This window comes from Pseudomonas sp. FH1, assembly GCF_000510895.2.
GTDB classification, from domain to species: Bacteria; Pseudomonadota; Gammaproteobacteria; order Pseudomonadales; family Pseudomonadaceae; genus Aquipseudomonas; species Aquipseudomonas azotoformans_A.
In genome coordinates this window covers 18,154-32,069 of the sequence record NZ_AOHM01000007.1, presented here as the reverse complement: position 1 = coordinate 32,069, position 13,916 = coordinate 18,154, and the positions used below count along the sequence as shown (strand labels likewise).

Annotated in this window: 15 protein-coding genes; 7 read left to right on the top strand and 8 right to left on the bottom strand. The window is 59.4% G+C overall.

Annotated elements, in window-relative coordinates:
* Positions 1-118 precede the first annotated feature (118 nt).
* The 5 genes from H096_RS03930 to H096_RS03915 form a co-directional block, all read right to left on the bottom strand.
* The gene (locus H096_RS03930) at positions 119-394 is read right to left on the bottom strand and encodes a hypothetical protein (protein WP_028615360.1); all 276 of its coding nucleotides are present in this window, start codon (positions 392-394) and stop codon (positions 119-121) included.
* An 88-nt stretch (positions 395-482) separates the two neighbouring features.
* Positions 483-2,075, bottom strand: a complete 1,593-nt coding sequence (locus H096_RS03925; protein ID WP_033896902.1) for a membrane protein — start codon at positions 2,073-2,075, stop codon at positions 483-485.
* Between the two features lie 87 nt (positions 2,076-2,162).
* Positions 2,163-3,128, bottom strand: a complete 966-nt coding sequence (locus H096_RS03920) for an arsenic resistance protein (RefSeq protein WP_033896901.1) — start codon at positions 3,126-3,128, stop codon at positions 2,163-2,165.
* A 41-nt stretch (positions 3,129-3,169) separates the two neighbouring features.
* Positions 3,170-3,478: a type II toxin-antitoxin system RelE/ParE family toxin gene (locus H096_RS32890; protein ID WP_082461401.1), complete on the bottom strand. Its 309-nt coding sequence runs from the start codon at positions 3,476-3,478 to the stop codon at positions 3,170-3,172.
* Positions 3,468-3,662, bottom strand: a complete 195-nt coding sequence (locus tag H096_RS03915) for a hypothetical protein (protein ID WP_033896900.1) — start codon at positions 3,660-3,662, stop codon at positions 3,468-3,470. Before H096_RS03915 ends, H096_RS32890 begins: the two co-directional genes overlap by 11 nt.
* Before the next feature lie 183 nt (positions 3,663-3,845).
* Between H096_RS03915 and H096_RS03910 the strand changes: the two genes are divergently transcribed.
* Both H096_RS03910 and H096_RS03905 read left to right on the top strand, forming a co-directional pair.
* Positions 3,846-4,832 (top strand): alpha/beta fold hydrolase, encoded by a 987-nt coding sequence (locus H096_RS03910; protein ID WP_033896898.1) that lies wholly within the window; start codon positions 3,846-3,848, stop codon positions 4,830-4,832.
* 4 nt (positions 4,833-4,836) lie between these two features.
* Complete coding sequence (locus H096_RS03905) at positions 4,837-5,250, top strand: hypothetical protein (RefSeq protein ID WP_033896897.1); 414 nt, start codon at positions 4,837-4,839, stop codon at positions 5,248-5,250.
* Positions 5,251-5,304: 54 nt separating this feature from the next.
* Here H096_RS03905 and gabP read toward each other — a convergent pair whose 3' ends face one another.
* Complete coding sequence (gabP, locus tag H096_RS03900) at positions 5,305-6,696, bottom strand: GABA permease (protein WP_033896896.1); 1,392 nt, start codon at positions 6,694-6,696, stop codon at positions 5,305-5,307.
* Positions 6,697-7,250: 554 nt separating this feature from the next.
* Here gabP and H096_RS03895 point away from each other — a divergent pair.
* From H096_RS03895 to H096_RS03875, 5 genes are all read left to right on the top strand, one after another.
* Positions 7,251-8,024, top strand: coding sequence for an ABC transporter ATP-binding protein (locus tag H096_RS03895; protein WP_010213906.1), 774 nt, complete (start codon positions 7,251-7,253; stop codon positions 8,022-8,024).
* A gap of 13 nt (positions 8,025-8,037) precedes the next feature.
* Positions 8,038-8,790, top strand: a complete 753-nt coding sequence (locus H096_RS03890; protein ID WP_016979104.1) for an ABC transporter substrate-binding protein — start codon at positions 8,038-8,040, stop codon at positions 8,788-8,790.
* 74 nt (positions 8,791-8,864) lie between these two features.
* Positions 8,865-9,560 (top strand): ABC transporter permease, encoded by a 696-nt coding sequence (locus H096_RS03885; protein ID WP_033896894.1) that lies wholly within the window; start codon positions 8,865-8,867, stop codon positions 9,558-9,560.
* 38 nt (positions 9,561-9,598) lie between these two features.
* Complete coding sequence (locus H096_RS03880; RefSeq protein WP_033896924.1) at positions 9,599-10,288, top strand: ABC transporter permease; 690 nt, start codon at positions 9,599-9,601, stop codon at positions 10,286-10,288.
* Complete coding sequence (locus H096_RS03875) at positions 10,269-11,456, top strand: methyltransferase (protein WP_033896893.1); 1,188 nt, start codon at positions 10,269-10,271, stop codon at positions 11,454-11,456. The genes H096_RS03880 and H096_RS03875 overlap by 20 nt, the downstream gene beginning before the upstream one ends.
* A gap of 241 nt (positions 11,457-11,697) precedes the next feature.
* Here H096_RS03875 and bcsQ read toward each other — a convergent pair whose 3' ends face one another.
* Together bcsQ and H096_RS03865 are read right to left on the bottom strand one after the other, a co-directional pair.
* Positions 11,698-12,609: a cellulose biosynthesis protein BcsQ gene (gene bcsQ / locus H096_RS03870; RefSeq protein WP_033896892.1), complete on the bottom strand. Its 912-nt coding sequence runs from the start codon at positions 12,607-12,609 to the stop codon at positions 11,698-11,700.
* A gap of 176 nt (positions 12,610-12,785) precedes the next feature.
* Positions 12,786-13,910: a cell division protein FtsQ gene (locus H096_RS03865; protein WP_033896891.1), complete on the bottom strand. Its 1,125-nt coding sequence runs from the start codon at positions 13,908-13,910 to the stop codon at positions 12,786-12,788.
* Between the last annotated feature and the right edge of the window lie 6 nt (positions 13,911-13,916).

Genomic DNA, 13,916 nt, shown 5'->3' with positions numbered 1-13,916 from the left:
GTTTCAGGTGGTGCAAACGTCATCTGAAACACACAAGAAACCCGCCTAGTGCGGGTTTTTTGTTGCCTCGGATTTATCGATTAGTCTGAGGCGATTCAGCATCGCCCCAGACGATCTTTCACTTGCCATCCCACATCAACGTAAACACCGCGACCCGCTCCTGATCGGAGATCTGAAAGCCCCGCTCCTCGACCCGATCAATCCAACCCTGGGCCGACAGCTTCTCGCCAAAACGCACCAGGCGCCCATAGCGCTTGAAGACCGCTCTGAGCACATTGATCATCGCCGGGTAGCTGCAGCCGCCGTCAAAGCAGATGCTCAACCAGCCAATTCGCGAACGGCCGATCACGTGGCCACAGTCAGGCCGCTTAAAGTCCTTTTTCGTCATGTCCATGATGCTTCCAGTACGGCAATTCCAAAAAACAGTTCGACTGAGTGACCGATCAGTCACTCAGCCAGCGAACATACAGCAACTTGCTGATTCATTTCAGCAAAAACACCATCAGCGGATTGTCGTTCAACCGCCCCTCAAAAGTCGGCGCCTGGCGCTCAAGCGGCGTCCTTTGCAGCAGCGCGGTCTCCTTGCGCGACACGATTACCCAGGCAGGTCGAGGCAAGCCCTCCAAGCCCTCAAGCTGTTGACCGCCGATAAACAGCGGTTGCTCATCATGATCCAGGTTCATCATGTAGCGCACCGCCCAGGTGTCTCGCCCCAGATTGATAAACACCAGCGGCCCAGGCGTCTCGACACGCAACGCTTCTACCTGACCGACAAACTTGCGGGTATCGAACTGCATATCCTTGGACGGCTCCACCACCGCCACCAATAACAACCATTGCGCCAGCAATGCGATCAGGCTGAGCCGCACCAACCGCCCCCCTCGCCGCCAGGCAATCAGCGCTGCCACTTGCAGCACCACCAGCACACCCATCAACAGTGGCAGCGAAACGTCGGGCCAGTAACCATGCTTTTGCCAACCATGCCGACAGACAAAGACTACAACCACGCACAACGCCGGTAGCGCCACGACCAGCCCTTCGTAGCATCGGCGCACGCCCGAGAGCCAACTCGGCGCCTGGAGCAGCCCATAGGCCGCGACAGCCGCAAACATCGGCACCATGGGCAGGATGTAATAGGCACGCTTGAAGTGCGGCACCGACAGCCCGAGCAAGATCATCAAGCCGCAGGCGCCGAGTCGCACCACCAGTTGCATATCGCCTTCGAGCCGCTCGGACCAGCGATGACGCAGCGCAATCATGGTGGCCAGCGCCAACGGCACCACCGGGAAGTAGCGGTACAGGCTCAGTTGGAAGTAGAAATAGAACGGCTCGCCGGTTTCATCGAGGCGGCCGCCCACCTGCATCTTGAACACCTCGTCGGCAAAGGCGTCACCCCCGCTGATGCGCGCCAACTTCACCAGCAACCACCAACAGGCTGCCAGCAACACCAGGCCAACAGCGCCGTGAACCAGCACCTGTTTCACCCGCTCCCCAGGCTTGCCCAACGCCCAGTACACGCACACCACGCCACAGACTTCGATCAATCCCAGCGGCCCGCGTATCGCAAAGCCCAGGACGAACAACGGAAACACCGCAAGCCGCCTCCAGCGCCCGCCACTGTGCAGCAGGTAGAAACTTCCCACACACAACAATGCCACCATCTGATCCAGGCAGACTGAGCGGGATTTTTCGAGCAATTGGGTCGTGAGCAAGGTCAACAACACAGTGAGCAGCGCCCACTGGCGATTCGCCGGGACCAGCAGGCGATAGACCACGGCCACCACGCCCGCAGAAGCCAGGGCGGTGGGCAGTACATTCGCCAAATGGTTAGGGGCGCCCAACAGTCGGGCAAACACATAGCTGAAGAACGTCGCGGTGCCGGGGTAATCCGCGTAGGGCTGACCATAGGTGGTCGGGAAAAGACTCGCGCCATGGCGAAACATTTCTTGCAGGAACAGCGCCCAGCGTCCGTCAAACCCTTGGGGCTGCTGATCCCAGATACCCAGGGTGAACAACAGCAGGGCGAACAGGAAAATGCCCAGGGACTCCAGGCGAAAACGGTTGCGGTGATCCATCGGTTGACCTGTCAGGTAAGGGGCGCCGACTTATGGTGCCGACTGCCCTGCTGAATAGCGCCTGAACAGACCTGAATATTCCGGTGTTTACCGACCCACGGGCCACACCCATTTCGGGATCAATCGAACGTAAATCAACTCACCCAGCAGTTCGACCAGGGTTTGCAGGATCACCGCTGTCGCCGCCAACCCGCGCACATCCTCCGGCAGCGCCAGCGCCAAGGGCAACACCACCAGTGAATTGCGCGTCGATGCGCTGAACGTCACCGCCCTGGCCGTCACCGCAGGCAGCGCAAACAGCCGCGATGCCAGCGCGCCCATCAACGGCGCCAGCAACAGGAAAGCGATGTACACCGGGATCACCGGCAGCAACAGGTTGATATCCCGCACCACCGAGGTGATTTGCGAGCCAATCACCACAAACAGCACCAGCGCCATCGCTGGCACCGGCATCCAGGCCCAGGCGTCGTTCCAGGCACTGACGAGCGATGATCGCCGTGCCAGGGAAGTGGTGAGCACCGCCAGAACCATCGGCACCACGATCAGCAGGAAGAACGCCTCGATAAACGGCCCCACCTCCACCACCACCTCAGATTGCGTACCGAGCATTACGCTCAGATAGATCGGCAACAACGCCAACTGCAGCAACAACAACACCGGCGTCGCCGCCAGCATCAGCCGCGAATCGCCCTTGCCGATATGGGTAAACACCACCACGTAGTCGATGCACGGGGTCAGCAATACCAGCAACGCCCCTACCAGCAGTGCCGGGCGTCCTGCCAGGCCTTGGGTCAATGCCCATACCAGTGACGGAATGAGGATGAAGTTGGCGAGCAGCAATGCCGACAGGAAGCGTTTGTTGCTAAGGCTTTGGCGCACGTCCAGAAAGGGGATTTGCAGGAACATTGCGTACATCAGCACCGCGATGGTGGGTGTGATCAGTGCGCTGAGGTGGTGGGCGAATGAGGGGGCGAGCAGGCCGAAACCGGCAGCCAGCAGCACGACTACGAAGTACAAAGGCATCTGGTTGCGTTCGAGGGTATCGCGGGTCATGAAAACGCCTTGGTAGATCGCAAAGGTGTAAGCCTATGCATCTATTGGCGCAAGGTCGAGTGGAGCGGAACGATTGCATCCGAGGGGTATTCTTGACGTGTGTGCAGTACGGTCAGAATTTCAACCTGCTCCATCACTCGATACACAACTAAATAGTTTGGATGAACGACCATTTCCCGAGTGCCTGACAAGCGGCCTTGCTTGAATCCATACGGCATTGAAGACAAATGTTCAGTAGCAGCAACAATGATACGGTGCAGCGAAGCCGCTGCAACGGGGTTGTACTGCTCAATGAAATCAATAATTTCAGTCAAGGCCACAATAGCCTCGGGTCGCCACTTAACGAGCAGCACGGCGAGCCTTGCGCCTCTCTTCTAACATCCTCTCAACCTCAGCCAGAGCCTCATCATGCGGAATACTAGGTCGAGGATCATCAATCGAAGCCTGCACCTTGGCACGGAACCAACGGTCATAGCTGGCAGCCTGCTCTTCAGTTTCAAACTCAGAAACGATGGGAGAAAGTGGGATGCTCATAGAGACCTCCTTAATGGATGCCTGCCAGTCTAATCGGTCCATGGTTTGCTGTCGTTCCTCTCGGATGTATGGCTTTATCAGCGGGTATCGAAGGTTAATGACCCTGCCAGACGCGGTGCAACTACTGGCAAACTGGTGAACTGTTACTAAAAAAATAAGAAACCTATAAAGGCCGAGAACCCAATGAATTTGAACGACGCCTCTTTGCGATTGCCCTCGGCCTCACCTGCGCGCGACCACGGCGAATCCTTCAAGGAGCCCGCCGCCGACGGCCACCTGCTAGGCGGCTTCACCTGGCGCCACATCAGAACCGATCCCACACGCCCCGTGGTCATCATCAACGCTGCCACCTCCGTGCGCTGCCGCCACTACGCCCGCTTCGCCGACTACCTGTTCACCAACGGCTTTGACGTCATCACCTACGACTACCGTGGCATCGGCGAATCCCGCAGCGGCTCATTGCGCGGCTTCAAGGCTTCATGGTCGGACTGGGGCGTGCTGGATTTCGAGGCCATGTTGCAACGTGCGCAACGGGAGTTCCCGGGGCAGCCGATTGATGTGGTCGGCCACAGCTTCGGTGGCTGCGCGGCAGGGCTCGGGGCGTCGGGTGCGGTCATTCGGCGAATGGTGACCGTGGGCGCGCAATTTGCGTACTGGCGCGATTACGCAGCAAGTGTGCGCTGGCAGATGTTTGCCAAGTGGCATGTGATGATGCCGCTACTGACCGAGCTGTGCGGACACTTTCCCGGTAAGCGCCTGGGCTGGCTGGAAGATACACCGGCGGGCGTGGTGCGGGATTGGAGCACCCCGACGCCCAGATATGAAACACGCCCCAGCGGAAGAGCCCTGGATGAGTTGCCGTTCAGTCGCGTGAAGGCGCAGATACTGGCAATCAGCATTACCGACGATCCGTTCGGGACCGTCGCCGCCATCGAACGGTTATTGGGTTATTTCGACGGCAGTGAGTGCACTCATTTACGGATAGCGCCTGAGGATATAGGCGAAAAAACAGTCGGACATTTCGCATTTTTTCGCAGCGAGTATCAGGATCGGTTGTGGCCGATTGCACTGGCGTGGCTTCAAAACGGCCAATTGACTGCAGATACCCTTGGGATTTCCCCCAACCTGCGCTTCAATACCCCACCCAGACCCAAAACCCTAGGACGCTGAGCCCATGGCCTCGCCAAACAAGCAGCAAAAACGTGCCCACCGGGCCAAGGCCAAGGCCAAGCAGAACCGCACCCAGCGCGCCGTCGCGACCAAGCCGGATGCGTTTGCCGGCGATGACAGCCGCATTGACCTTGAGTCAGTGGATCTGACCGAACTATTCGTAGAGATGCGCACCGCTGGCGAAACCAGCCAGCAGACCCTGTGCGCGGTGTTCCTGGCCCACCCGTTGCTGGCACTGGTGCTGGAGCAGGAAGGCGAGGAAGAAGCCACCGACTTTATCCTCGCGGCGCTGATCGAATATCGCCAGTGGGTTACGGATACCGATGATGAAGCCGCGGCACTGGCGTGGATCGAGTCGCCGGAATTCCAGGCGGATTACGTGGCGGCCTCACAAGCGCTGACCAGCTCGGCTGACTGATTGCACACATAAATAAGGGAGCCCAATGGCTCCCTTATTGTTTTCTTCAACAGATCAATTCAGCACCGCAGCACCCACTCTCTGCGCCTTGCGACGGCTCGCCACAATCAGCCCCGCCGCCACTACCAGCAAGCTCAACACGCCGGTCGCAATGATCTCGACCCGGTGCGCTTCCTGGAACAGCATGATGGTCAGCGTGCCCACGATGAACACCATTACTGCGTAGGTCAGGCCTGGGAACAGCCACATTTTGAAAACAATCTTCTCGCCCGCCGCCGTGCGCTTCTGGCGCATGCGCAGTTGCGACACCGCGATCACCAGGTACACCAGCAACGCAATGGCGCCGGAGCTGGCCAGCAGGAACTCGAACACTGCCGCAGGGGCCACGTAGTTGGCGAATACCGCCAGGAACGCCGCGCCAGTCGACAGCAACACCGCCCAGTAAGGCGTGCCACTCTTGTTGGTGCGCTTGGCCACCGCCGGCGCATCACCGCGACGACCCAGGGAGAACAGCATGCGCGAGGCGGTGTACAGCGCCGAGTTCAAGCAGCTGGTCACCGCAACCAGTACCACCAGATCGACGATCAGCTTGGCATTCGGAATGCCCATGCGCTCCAGCACGGTCTGGTAGGAACCAACGGCCGCCAGGGTCGGATCGTTCCATGGCACCAGGGACACCACGATGAAGATCGACAGCAGGTAGAACAAACCAATGCGCCAGATCACCGAGTTGGTGGCCTTGGTGATCTGCTGGCCTGGGTTCTTCGACTCAGCTGCCGCGATAGTGACAATCTCGGTGCCCATGAAGGAGAACATGGTGGTCAGGATTGCCGCCAACACGGCGCCCATGCCGTTGGGCATGAAGCCTTGGGTGTCGAACAGATGCGAAACGCCGCTGACCTGGCTGGTCGGCAGGAAGCCGAAGATCGCGGCCAGGCCGAGGATCACGAAGCCGACGATGGCCACAACCTTGATCAACGCAAACCAGAACTCGAACTCGCCGTAGTTCTTCACGCTGAACAGGTTGGTCGCGGTCAACAGCAAAGTGATGATCAGCGTAAAGGCCCAAATGGCCACGTCCGGGAACCAGGCATGCAGAATGGTCGCCGCCGCGTTGGCTTCCAATGGAATCACCAATACCCAGAACCACCAGTACAACCAGCCGATGGTGAAACCGGCCCAATGGCCAATCGCCCGGTCGGCGTAAGTGGAGAACGAACCGGTGTCCGGCGACGCCACGGCCATTTCGGCCAGCATGCGCATCACCAATACCACCAGCGTGCCCGCTGCGGCATAGGCCAGCAGTACGGCCGGGCCGGCAGCTGCAATCGCGTGGCCGGAGCCAACAAACAAACCGGCACCAATAACGCCGGCAATCGACAGCATGGTGACGTGACGCGGTTTGAGCCCCTGTTCGAGGTCATTGGAGCTTTGCGTACTACTCATTGACACACCTTTACGAGGAATTGCGAAAACGGTCCGCCCGGCCCGGGATCTTTCTCGTGAAAAGAAACCAACAGGGCGTTCTTTATTTTTTACGCAAGATTTGCGCCAAAATGTTACAGAGCCGCGATTGACGCGGGCTGTAGGACGTTTCAACACGACTCGCAAGTCATTGAGAACAATGGCATTCCGCTATAGCGTTACCGTGCGACTCACATTCAAGACGAATAAACGCACCATAAACACACACAAAAAGTACGTGACGCCCTACAAAAGGGCTGATATGCACCGTTTGCCCGGTTAACCCTTCCAACACCCGGCCAAAGCTGGCACCATCGCGCCCTTTTTTACGCGAAGCCTGCGGTTTTTCGGGTTCAAACGGATGTTCGGTTGTTGATGGCGCGACACGCTGCTGTGCCGATGCGACACCCTGCCGCACACCACCTGTTTACCGCCGGCCATGCTGTTGGCTGCCATCAAGACGCTATGCTAGCTTGGCGCCTCGCCAGGAAGGCGGCCCAACAGCAGGATCGCAACGAACACAATGAGGACCCCACATGGCCGAGGCCACGCCCGCGCTTGAAATCCGCAACTTGCATAAACGCTATGGTGAGCTGGAGGTACTTAAAGGTATCTCGCTGACCGCTCGCGACGGCGATGTGATCTCGATCCTGGGTTCCTCCGGTTCCGGCAAGTCCACCTTCCTGCGCTGCATCAACCTGCTGGAAAACCCGCACCAGGGCCAGATCCTGGTCGCCGGCGAAGAACTCAAGCTCAAGGCCGCAAAAAACGGCGAGCTGATGGCCGCCGACGGTAAGCAGATCAACCGCCTGCGCAGCGAAATCGGTTTTGTGTTTCAAAACTTTAACCTGTGGCCGCACATGAGCATCCTCGACAACATCATCGAGGCCCCTCGTCGCGTGCTTGGCCAAAGCAAGGCCGAAGCCATCGAAGTGGCCGAAGCCTTGCTGGCCAAGGTCGGCATTGCTGACAAACGCCACGCTTACCCCGCGCAATTGTCCGGCGGCCAGCAGCAACGGGCGGCCATTGCACGCACCCTGGCGATGCAGCCTAAAGTCATCCTGTTCGATGAGCCCACTTCGGCGCTTGACCCGGAAATGGTTCAGGAAGTACTTAATGTGATCCGCGCGCTGGCCGAAGAAGGCCGCACCATGCTGCTGGTCACCCATGAAATGGGCTTCGCCCGCCAGGTGTCCAGTGAAGTGGTGTTCCTGCACCAGGGCCTGGTCGAAGAGCAAGGATCGCCACAGCAGGTGTTTGAAAACCCGCTTTCGGCGCGCTGCAAACAATTCATGTCCAGCAACCGCTAACGGAGCAACATGCATGCAGAACTATAAAAAATTCCTTCTGGCCGCGGCCGTCTCGATGGCGTTCAGCGCCACGGCCATGGCAGAAACCTTGAAAATGGGGATCGAAGCGGCCTACCCGCCGTTCAACAATAAAGACGCCAGCGGCAACGTCGTCGGCTTCGACAAAGACATCGGCGACGCCCTGTGCGCCAAGATGAAAGTCGAGAAGTGCGAAGTGTATGTGTCCGACTGGGACGGCATCATCCCGGCCCTGAACGCCAAGAAGTTCGACTTCCTGGTGTCCTCGTTGTCGATCACCGACGAGCGCAAGCAAGCCGTCGACTTCACCGACCCGTACTACTCCAACAAGCTGCAGTTCATCGCGCCTAAAGCCACTGCGGACTTCAAGACCGACGCGACTTACCTGAAGGGCAAGACCATCGGCGCCCAACGCGCGACGCTGGCCGGCACCTACCTGGAAGACAAGCTGCCGGACACCACCGCCAAGCTGTACGACACCCAGGAAAACGCCTACCTCGACCTGACCTCTGGTCGCCTGGACGGCATCCTCGCCGACAAGTACGTGCAGTACGAATGGCTCAAGAGCAAAGACGGTTCAGCCTATGAATTCAAAGGCGACCCGGTTGTAGAAAGCGACAAGATCGGTATCGCCGTACGCAAGGGCGACCCACTGCGCGAGCGCCTGAACAAAGCCCTGGCAGAGATCAAGGCAGACGGCACCTACAAGAAGATCAACGACAAGTACTTCCCTTTCAGCATCGAATGATCTGAACGGTATGCCCGACGCGCTCACTTGAGCGCGTCGGCTTTTTGCAATGCCTGCCGCGATATGAAAACACCATGAATTTCGATCTCTACGGATTCGGCCCGGCGCTCGCCGCTGGCGCGCTGATGACCGTCAAACTGGCGCTCACGGCCCTGTGCCTTGGGCTGGTGCTCGGCCTTGCCGGGGCCTTGGCCAAGACTTCGCCGTACAAGCCACTGCAGTGGGTGGGCGGTGCGTATTCGACCATTGTTCGCGGCATTCCCGAACTGTTGTGGGTACTGCTGATTTATTTCGGCACGGTCAATCTGATGCGTGCCCTTGGCGAGTTCTTCGGTAACCCCGACCTTTCCCTCAGCGCCTTTGCCGCCGGGGTGATCGCCCTGGGCCTGTGCTTTGGCGCCTACGCGACGGAAGTGTTCCGTGGCGCGATTCTGGCGATTCCCAAGGGCCACCGCGAAGCCGGTGTGGCGCTGGGACTGTCGAAGTTCAGGATTTTCACCCGGTTGATCATGCCGCAGATGTGGCGCATCGCCCTGCCGGGCCTGGGCAACCTGTTCATGATCCTGATGAAGGACACCGCACTGGTGTCGGTGATCGGCCTGGAAGAAATCATGCGCCATGCGCAGATCGGCGTAACCGTCACCAAGCAGCCATTCACCTTCTTCATGGTGGCCGCGTTCATGTACCTGGGCCTCACGGTCCTGGCTATGACCGGCATGTACTTCCTGGAAAAACGCGCCGCCCGCGGCTTTGCGAGGAGCACCCAATGAGCGGCGACTACAGCTGGCTGGCGCATTTTGACCTGGGCTTGAACTGGGCCGTGATCATCAAGTGGCTGCCAAGATTGGCCCAAGGCGCAACCCTCACGCTGGAGCTAGTGGCCATTGCGGTGATCGCTGGTCTGCTGTTGGCGATCCCGCTGGGTATCGCTCGCTCCTCACGCCGTTGGTATGTGAGCGCCCTGCCCTACGCCTACATTTTCTTCTTCCGTGGCACACCCTTGCTGGTGCAGTTGTTCCTGGTCTACTACGGCCTGGCGCAGTTCGACACGGTGCGCGAGAGCTTCATGTGGCCCTACCTGCGCGATCCGTTCTGGTGTGCCACCGCCACCATGACCCTGCACACGGCCGCCTACATCGCCGAGATCCTGCGCGGCGCGATCCAGGCTATCCCGCCCGGCGAGATTGAAGCGGCGCGCGCCCTGGGCATGTCCAAGCCGAAGACGCTGTTCTACATCATCCTGCCACGCGCCTCGCGCATCGGCCTGCCGGCTTACAGCAACGAAGTGATCCTGATGCTCAAGGCCAGCGCCCTGGCAAGTACCGTCACCCTTCTGGAGTTGACCGGCATGGCACGGACCATCATCGCCCGTACCTATTTACCGGTGGAGATCTTCTTCGCCGCCGGCCTGTTCTATCTGTTGATGGCTTACATCCTGGTACGGGCCTTCAAACTGCTGGAACGCTGGCTGCGCGTCGATGCCTGCCAGGGACGCTGAGGCACGCTTCCAGGCACTGGATGCGTTCCTGATCGAGCACCAAGGGCTGTGGAAACCACGGCCCTTTACGCATCGCCAGCTCCCTTGGGAAACCCAGCATCCGGACCTCGCCCAGTGGCTGCGCCAGCGCTCGCTGGCCGATGCCGAAGCCAGTCACAACCAACCCCATGACCTGCTGGCACCGGCACCTTTTCCACAACTCGCTGCGCAAGCTCGCCAGCTCAGCGCTGTGGATAAGTTACCGGCGCAACCCCTCACACCCGCTCGCCATCGCCTGAACGTCGATGTTCCGGGCCGCAAGTGGGACCAGATCGAAGCCTTCGGCGCCGCACTGCATTTCAAGCAAGTGCCCACACACTGGCTGGACTGGTGTGCAGGCAAAGGCCACCTGGGCCGCCGCCTGCTAGAAGCCGATCAAGCACTGACCTGCCTGGAATACGACCCGGCGCTGATCGCCGCAGGCCAAGCCTTGAGCGACCATCACCGCTTGGCAGTCACCCATCGTCTGCAAGACGTGATGGCCGACGTGGCAATCAGTCCCGAACACACACCCGTTGCCCTGCATGCCTGTGGCGACCTGCATATGCGCCTGCTGCAACTGGCCAGCAAAGCCGGCTGCAAACAGCTCGCGCTGGCGCCTTGTTGCTACAACCGAATAAACGCTCAAACCTACCTGCCACTCTCCAACGCAGGCCGCGCGTCACGCCTGCAGTTATCGATTGATGACCTCGGCTTGCCGCTGAGCGAAACCGTCACTGCAGGCAAACGGGTACGCCTGCAAAGGGACACATCCATGGCGCGACGCTTGGGCTTCGATCAGTTGCAACGCGAACTTCGTGGCGTCGACGAGTACCTGCCCACGCCCTCCCTGGCCGCGAGCTGGCTGGACAAACCCTTTGCCGACTACTGCCAGGAACTGGCCAACCTCAAAGGGTTATCCACAGGCGATCAGGATTGGGCGGCGCTGGAGGCACACGGCTGGCGCCGCTTGGCGCAGGTGAGGAATCTGGAGTTGGTACGTGGTCTGTTTCGGCGCCCACTGGAAATGTGGCTGGTGCTGGATCGAGCATTGTTTCTTAGCGAAAACGGCTACAGGGTCCAGGTAGGCACGTTCTGCGAACCCGCACTGACGCCGCGCAACTTGATGGTGCTTGCCGAGCGCGATTAAGGGGCAAAATGGTTGCAGCAGAGCCTGTGGATAACTCTGTTGATGAAATCTTTACGGAGCCTGTAGATATCTGCACTACAGGTCATAAACCGAGCTGGTCATTTTTTGTTCACAAAATAAAACGCACGCAAAACAGGCAGTTGCGGCGTGATGAGAACCGCTCCACAAAATGGCTGTTTAGTGACAGGTGCATCCAACCGATTGTGCATAAGCATCTGGCGTTCAGCGTATAACCAGCGCTTCAGACGCTTGTTTTAGGCGCCTTCAACAGCCGACAAATATCGTTGATATCGTCAGCTGCCAGCCCCTTCTCCACGCTATCCAACGGGTCGACACCAAAAGCCAGCGCTTCATTGATCGCTATGTCGCGGTGCACTTGCAACGCCGCTTTCCCAAGCCTCTGTGTGAAGGCCTCGACCATGTCCAGGCTGAAGGCACTCCTTTCATCCACTTGGTTGATAACCACGTGCACGCGCGGCGGGTGCTGAGCCTCAAGATGCGGGGCAAGCAGTACATCCAGATGGTCAAGGGTGCCCAGGCACGCAGCATCGGCCTGCACGATGACCAGCACCACGTCGGCAACGCTCAATGCTTGATGGAAGTAGACGTTGTTACCGGCGGGGGTATCGATGATCACCGTATGCCGTGCGCTCAAGTCCAGAGACGCGAGGTGTTGAGCCAGCCAGTGCGGCTCGTGCTTGAGCCAGCGCTCCAGGCTTTCCTGCTGGGGGATATCGACTTCGCCAAAGGTGATGACCTGGCAACCGGCAAAGCTGAGCTGTTGGAGTTGGCTCCACTGCCCATGCTCCAGGCTGGTGCGCCCAATGCCCGGCAATGCAGAGCTGACCCCGAAGTGATGTTGCAAGGCGTTCTGCGGGTCCAGGTCCAGCGCCACGACGGACTCGCCCTGGCGTTGCAGGCCGCTGCTCAAAGCAGTGGCCAGGGTGCTTCGGCCAACACCGCCATTGATCGACACCAGCGCCACCACTTTCGGGCGCAAGGTCATGGCGGGCGCAGGCGTGGCGCTTTCGTTGGCGGCGCGCTCGTCTTGGCCGGGAATGCTGCCGAAGAAATGCAAACGCGATGCCATGCCGCGTTCATCCTGGCAGACATCCTTGCCGAGCAAGGCTAAAAGACCCTCAGTAATGCCCATCACAAACCTCTCATCACGGCGAAGCTCAAAGACGTGAAAAGGTCAGCTGATACGACTGCTTACCGCAGGTCTTTTTGTGGTCGCCCTAGTGCAAGCAGTCTGCTTCAGGCGCGTAAAAGTGTCATTATTTTGATGAGATAGTTGTCTATTTTTTAGACAAACGGCAAAAAGTCAAATTACTGACCAATACTGATCGCATCGTAGGGCGTTTGCAGATCCCGCTCCGGAATCTCCCAAATCAACAACTTAGGCGGCGTTTGCTTGAACGCCGGGCTTTCAAAATAGGCCTTGGCCGCGCCGGAGAATTCGCCACCGTCTTTGCTGAAATTGCCGACCGGCGCATTCAGGGCCTTCTGCAGGAAGCCAACAAAGTTGGAATTACGCGAAAACGAGGTGCCGATCAGCGCCACATTGGGCAAGCCGGCGTCGCCAAACAGGTCATCGGCATTGCTGGTCGCGCCACCGGTTTCATGGGCGGTGCTGGCCGCGACCGACTCCCCTGGCGGCTGCAACTTGGGCGGTAACCAATCAAGACCTGCCAGGCGCACCAGGTCACCGGGACGCACGGCGAGCGGCGCCTGGGTGATGTCGAAGGTTTGCTCCGGCGTGGCCTTGATGCCGCGCTGCTGGATACGCTGCGCGAGGGCCTGGGCACCGGCGTTTGAACCGATTTCGCTCCAGTGAGTATCCGTGCGCAGGTAAGCCTCGGCGCCCAACGGCTTGAGCGTATCGGTCAGGTCCAGCGCGGAAACGCCGGACGCCTGCAACAACTGGGTCCAGTCCTGGATCCGGCTATCGAGCACCGCGGGGCGGTACAGGCCACAGCGTTGGGCAGCGGCAATGCGACTCTTGTCCGGCACCACCACCACTTGCAGATCGATACCTTTTTGACCCAGTTGTTTTTGCAGGTCGATCACCGCCTGGGCCTTGGTCTGGGCATTGGCTTCGGCGTGACGGTTGATGCGCAGCTCATCGCTGATAAACAACCAGCCGGGGCACCCCGGACGCACGCGTGGCCCAGTGTCGCCAAACGCCAGCCAGCTACCACCACGCTCCAGGTTCGCGGCCTGGATCGCCATCGGCGCCTTGGCCAGTTCCTTGGCAAAACGGTGAGTAAGGTCGCCGTGCAGCAGCATGTCGCTGTCGACCTTGGCCGGCACGTAACTGATCGGTCCCTTTACCATCAGCCAGGCGCAGGACAACAACCCTGCCGCCAAAAAGGGCACCAACACCCAGGCCGCCAGGGGGCTGGTGCGAACGGCCAGGTCGCTCGGTGGAGTCGGCGCGGTAGGAGCAGGCATGGTCGG

What these genes read in the sequence shown, in the direction of transcription:
- H096_RS03930 (WP_028615360.1), bottom strand. Translation starts at nt 394, where the DNA reads ATGGACATGACGAAAAAGGACTTTAAGCGGCCTGACTGTGGCCACGTG.
- H096_RS03925 (WP_033896902.1), bottom strand. Translation starts at nt 2,075, where the DNA reads ATGGATCACCGCAACCGTTTTCGCCTGGAGTCCCTGGGCATTTTCCTG.
- H096_RS03920 (WP_033896901.1), bottom strand. Translation starts at nt 3,128, where the DNA reads ATGACCCGCGATACCCTCGAACGCAACCAGATGCCTTTGTACTTCGTA.
- H096_RS03915 (WP_033896900.1), bottom strand. Translation starts at nt 3,662, where the DNA reads ATGAGCATCCCACTTTCTCCCATCGTTTCTGAGTTTGAAACTGAAGAG.
- H096_RS03910 (WP_033896898.1), top strand. Translation starts at nt 3,846, where the DNA reads ATGAATTTGAACGACGCCTCTTTGCGATTGCCCTCGGCCTCACCTGCG.
- H096_RS03905 (WP_033896897.1), top strand. Translation starts at nt 4,837, where the DNA reads ATGGCCTCGCCAAACAAGCAGCAAAAACGTGCCCACCGGGCCAAGGCC.
- gabP (WP_033896896.1), bottom strand. Translation starts at nt 6,696, where the DNA reads ATGAGTAGTACGCAAAGCTCCAATGACCTCGAACAGGGGCTCAAACCG.
- H096_RS03895 (WP_010213906.1), top strand. Translation starts at nt 7,251, where the DNA reads ATGGCCGAGGCCACGCCCGCGCTTGAAATCCGCAACTTGCATAAACGC.
- H096_RS03890 (WP_016979104.1), top strand. Translation starts at nt 8,038, where the DNA reads ATGCAGAACTATAAAAAATTCCTTCTGGCCGCGGCCGTCTCGATGGCG.
- H096_RS03885 (WP_033896894.1), top strand. Translation starts at nt 8,865, where the DNA reads ATGAATTTCGATCTCTACGGATTCGGCCCGGCGCTCGCCGCTGGCGCG.
- H096_RS03875 (WP_033896893.1), top strand. Translation starts at nt 10,269, where the DNA reads ATGCCTGCCAGGGACGCTGAGGCACGCTTCCAGGCACTGGATGCGTTC.
- bcsQ (WP_033896892.1), bottom strand. Translation starts at nt 12,609, where the DNA reads ATGGGCATTACTGAGGGTCTTTTAGCCTTGCTCGGCAAGGATGTCTGC.
- H096_RS03865 (WP_033896891.1), bottom strand. Translation starts at nt 13,910, where the DNA reads ATGCCTGCTCCTACCGCGCCGACTCCACCGAGCGACCTGGCCGTTCGC.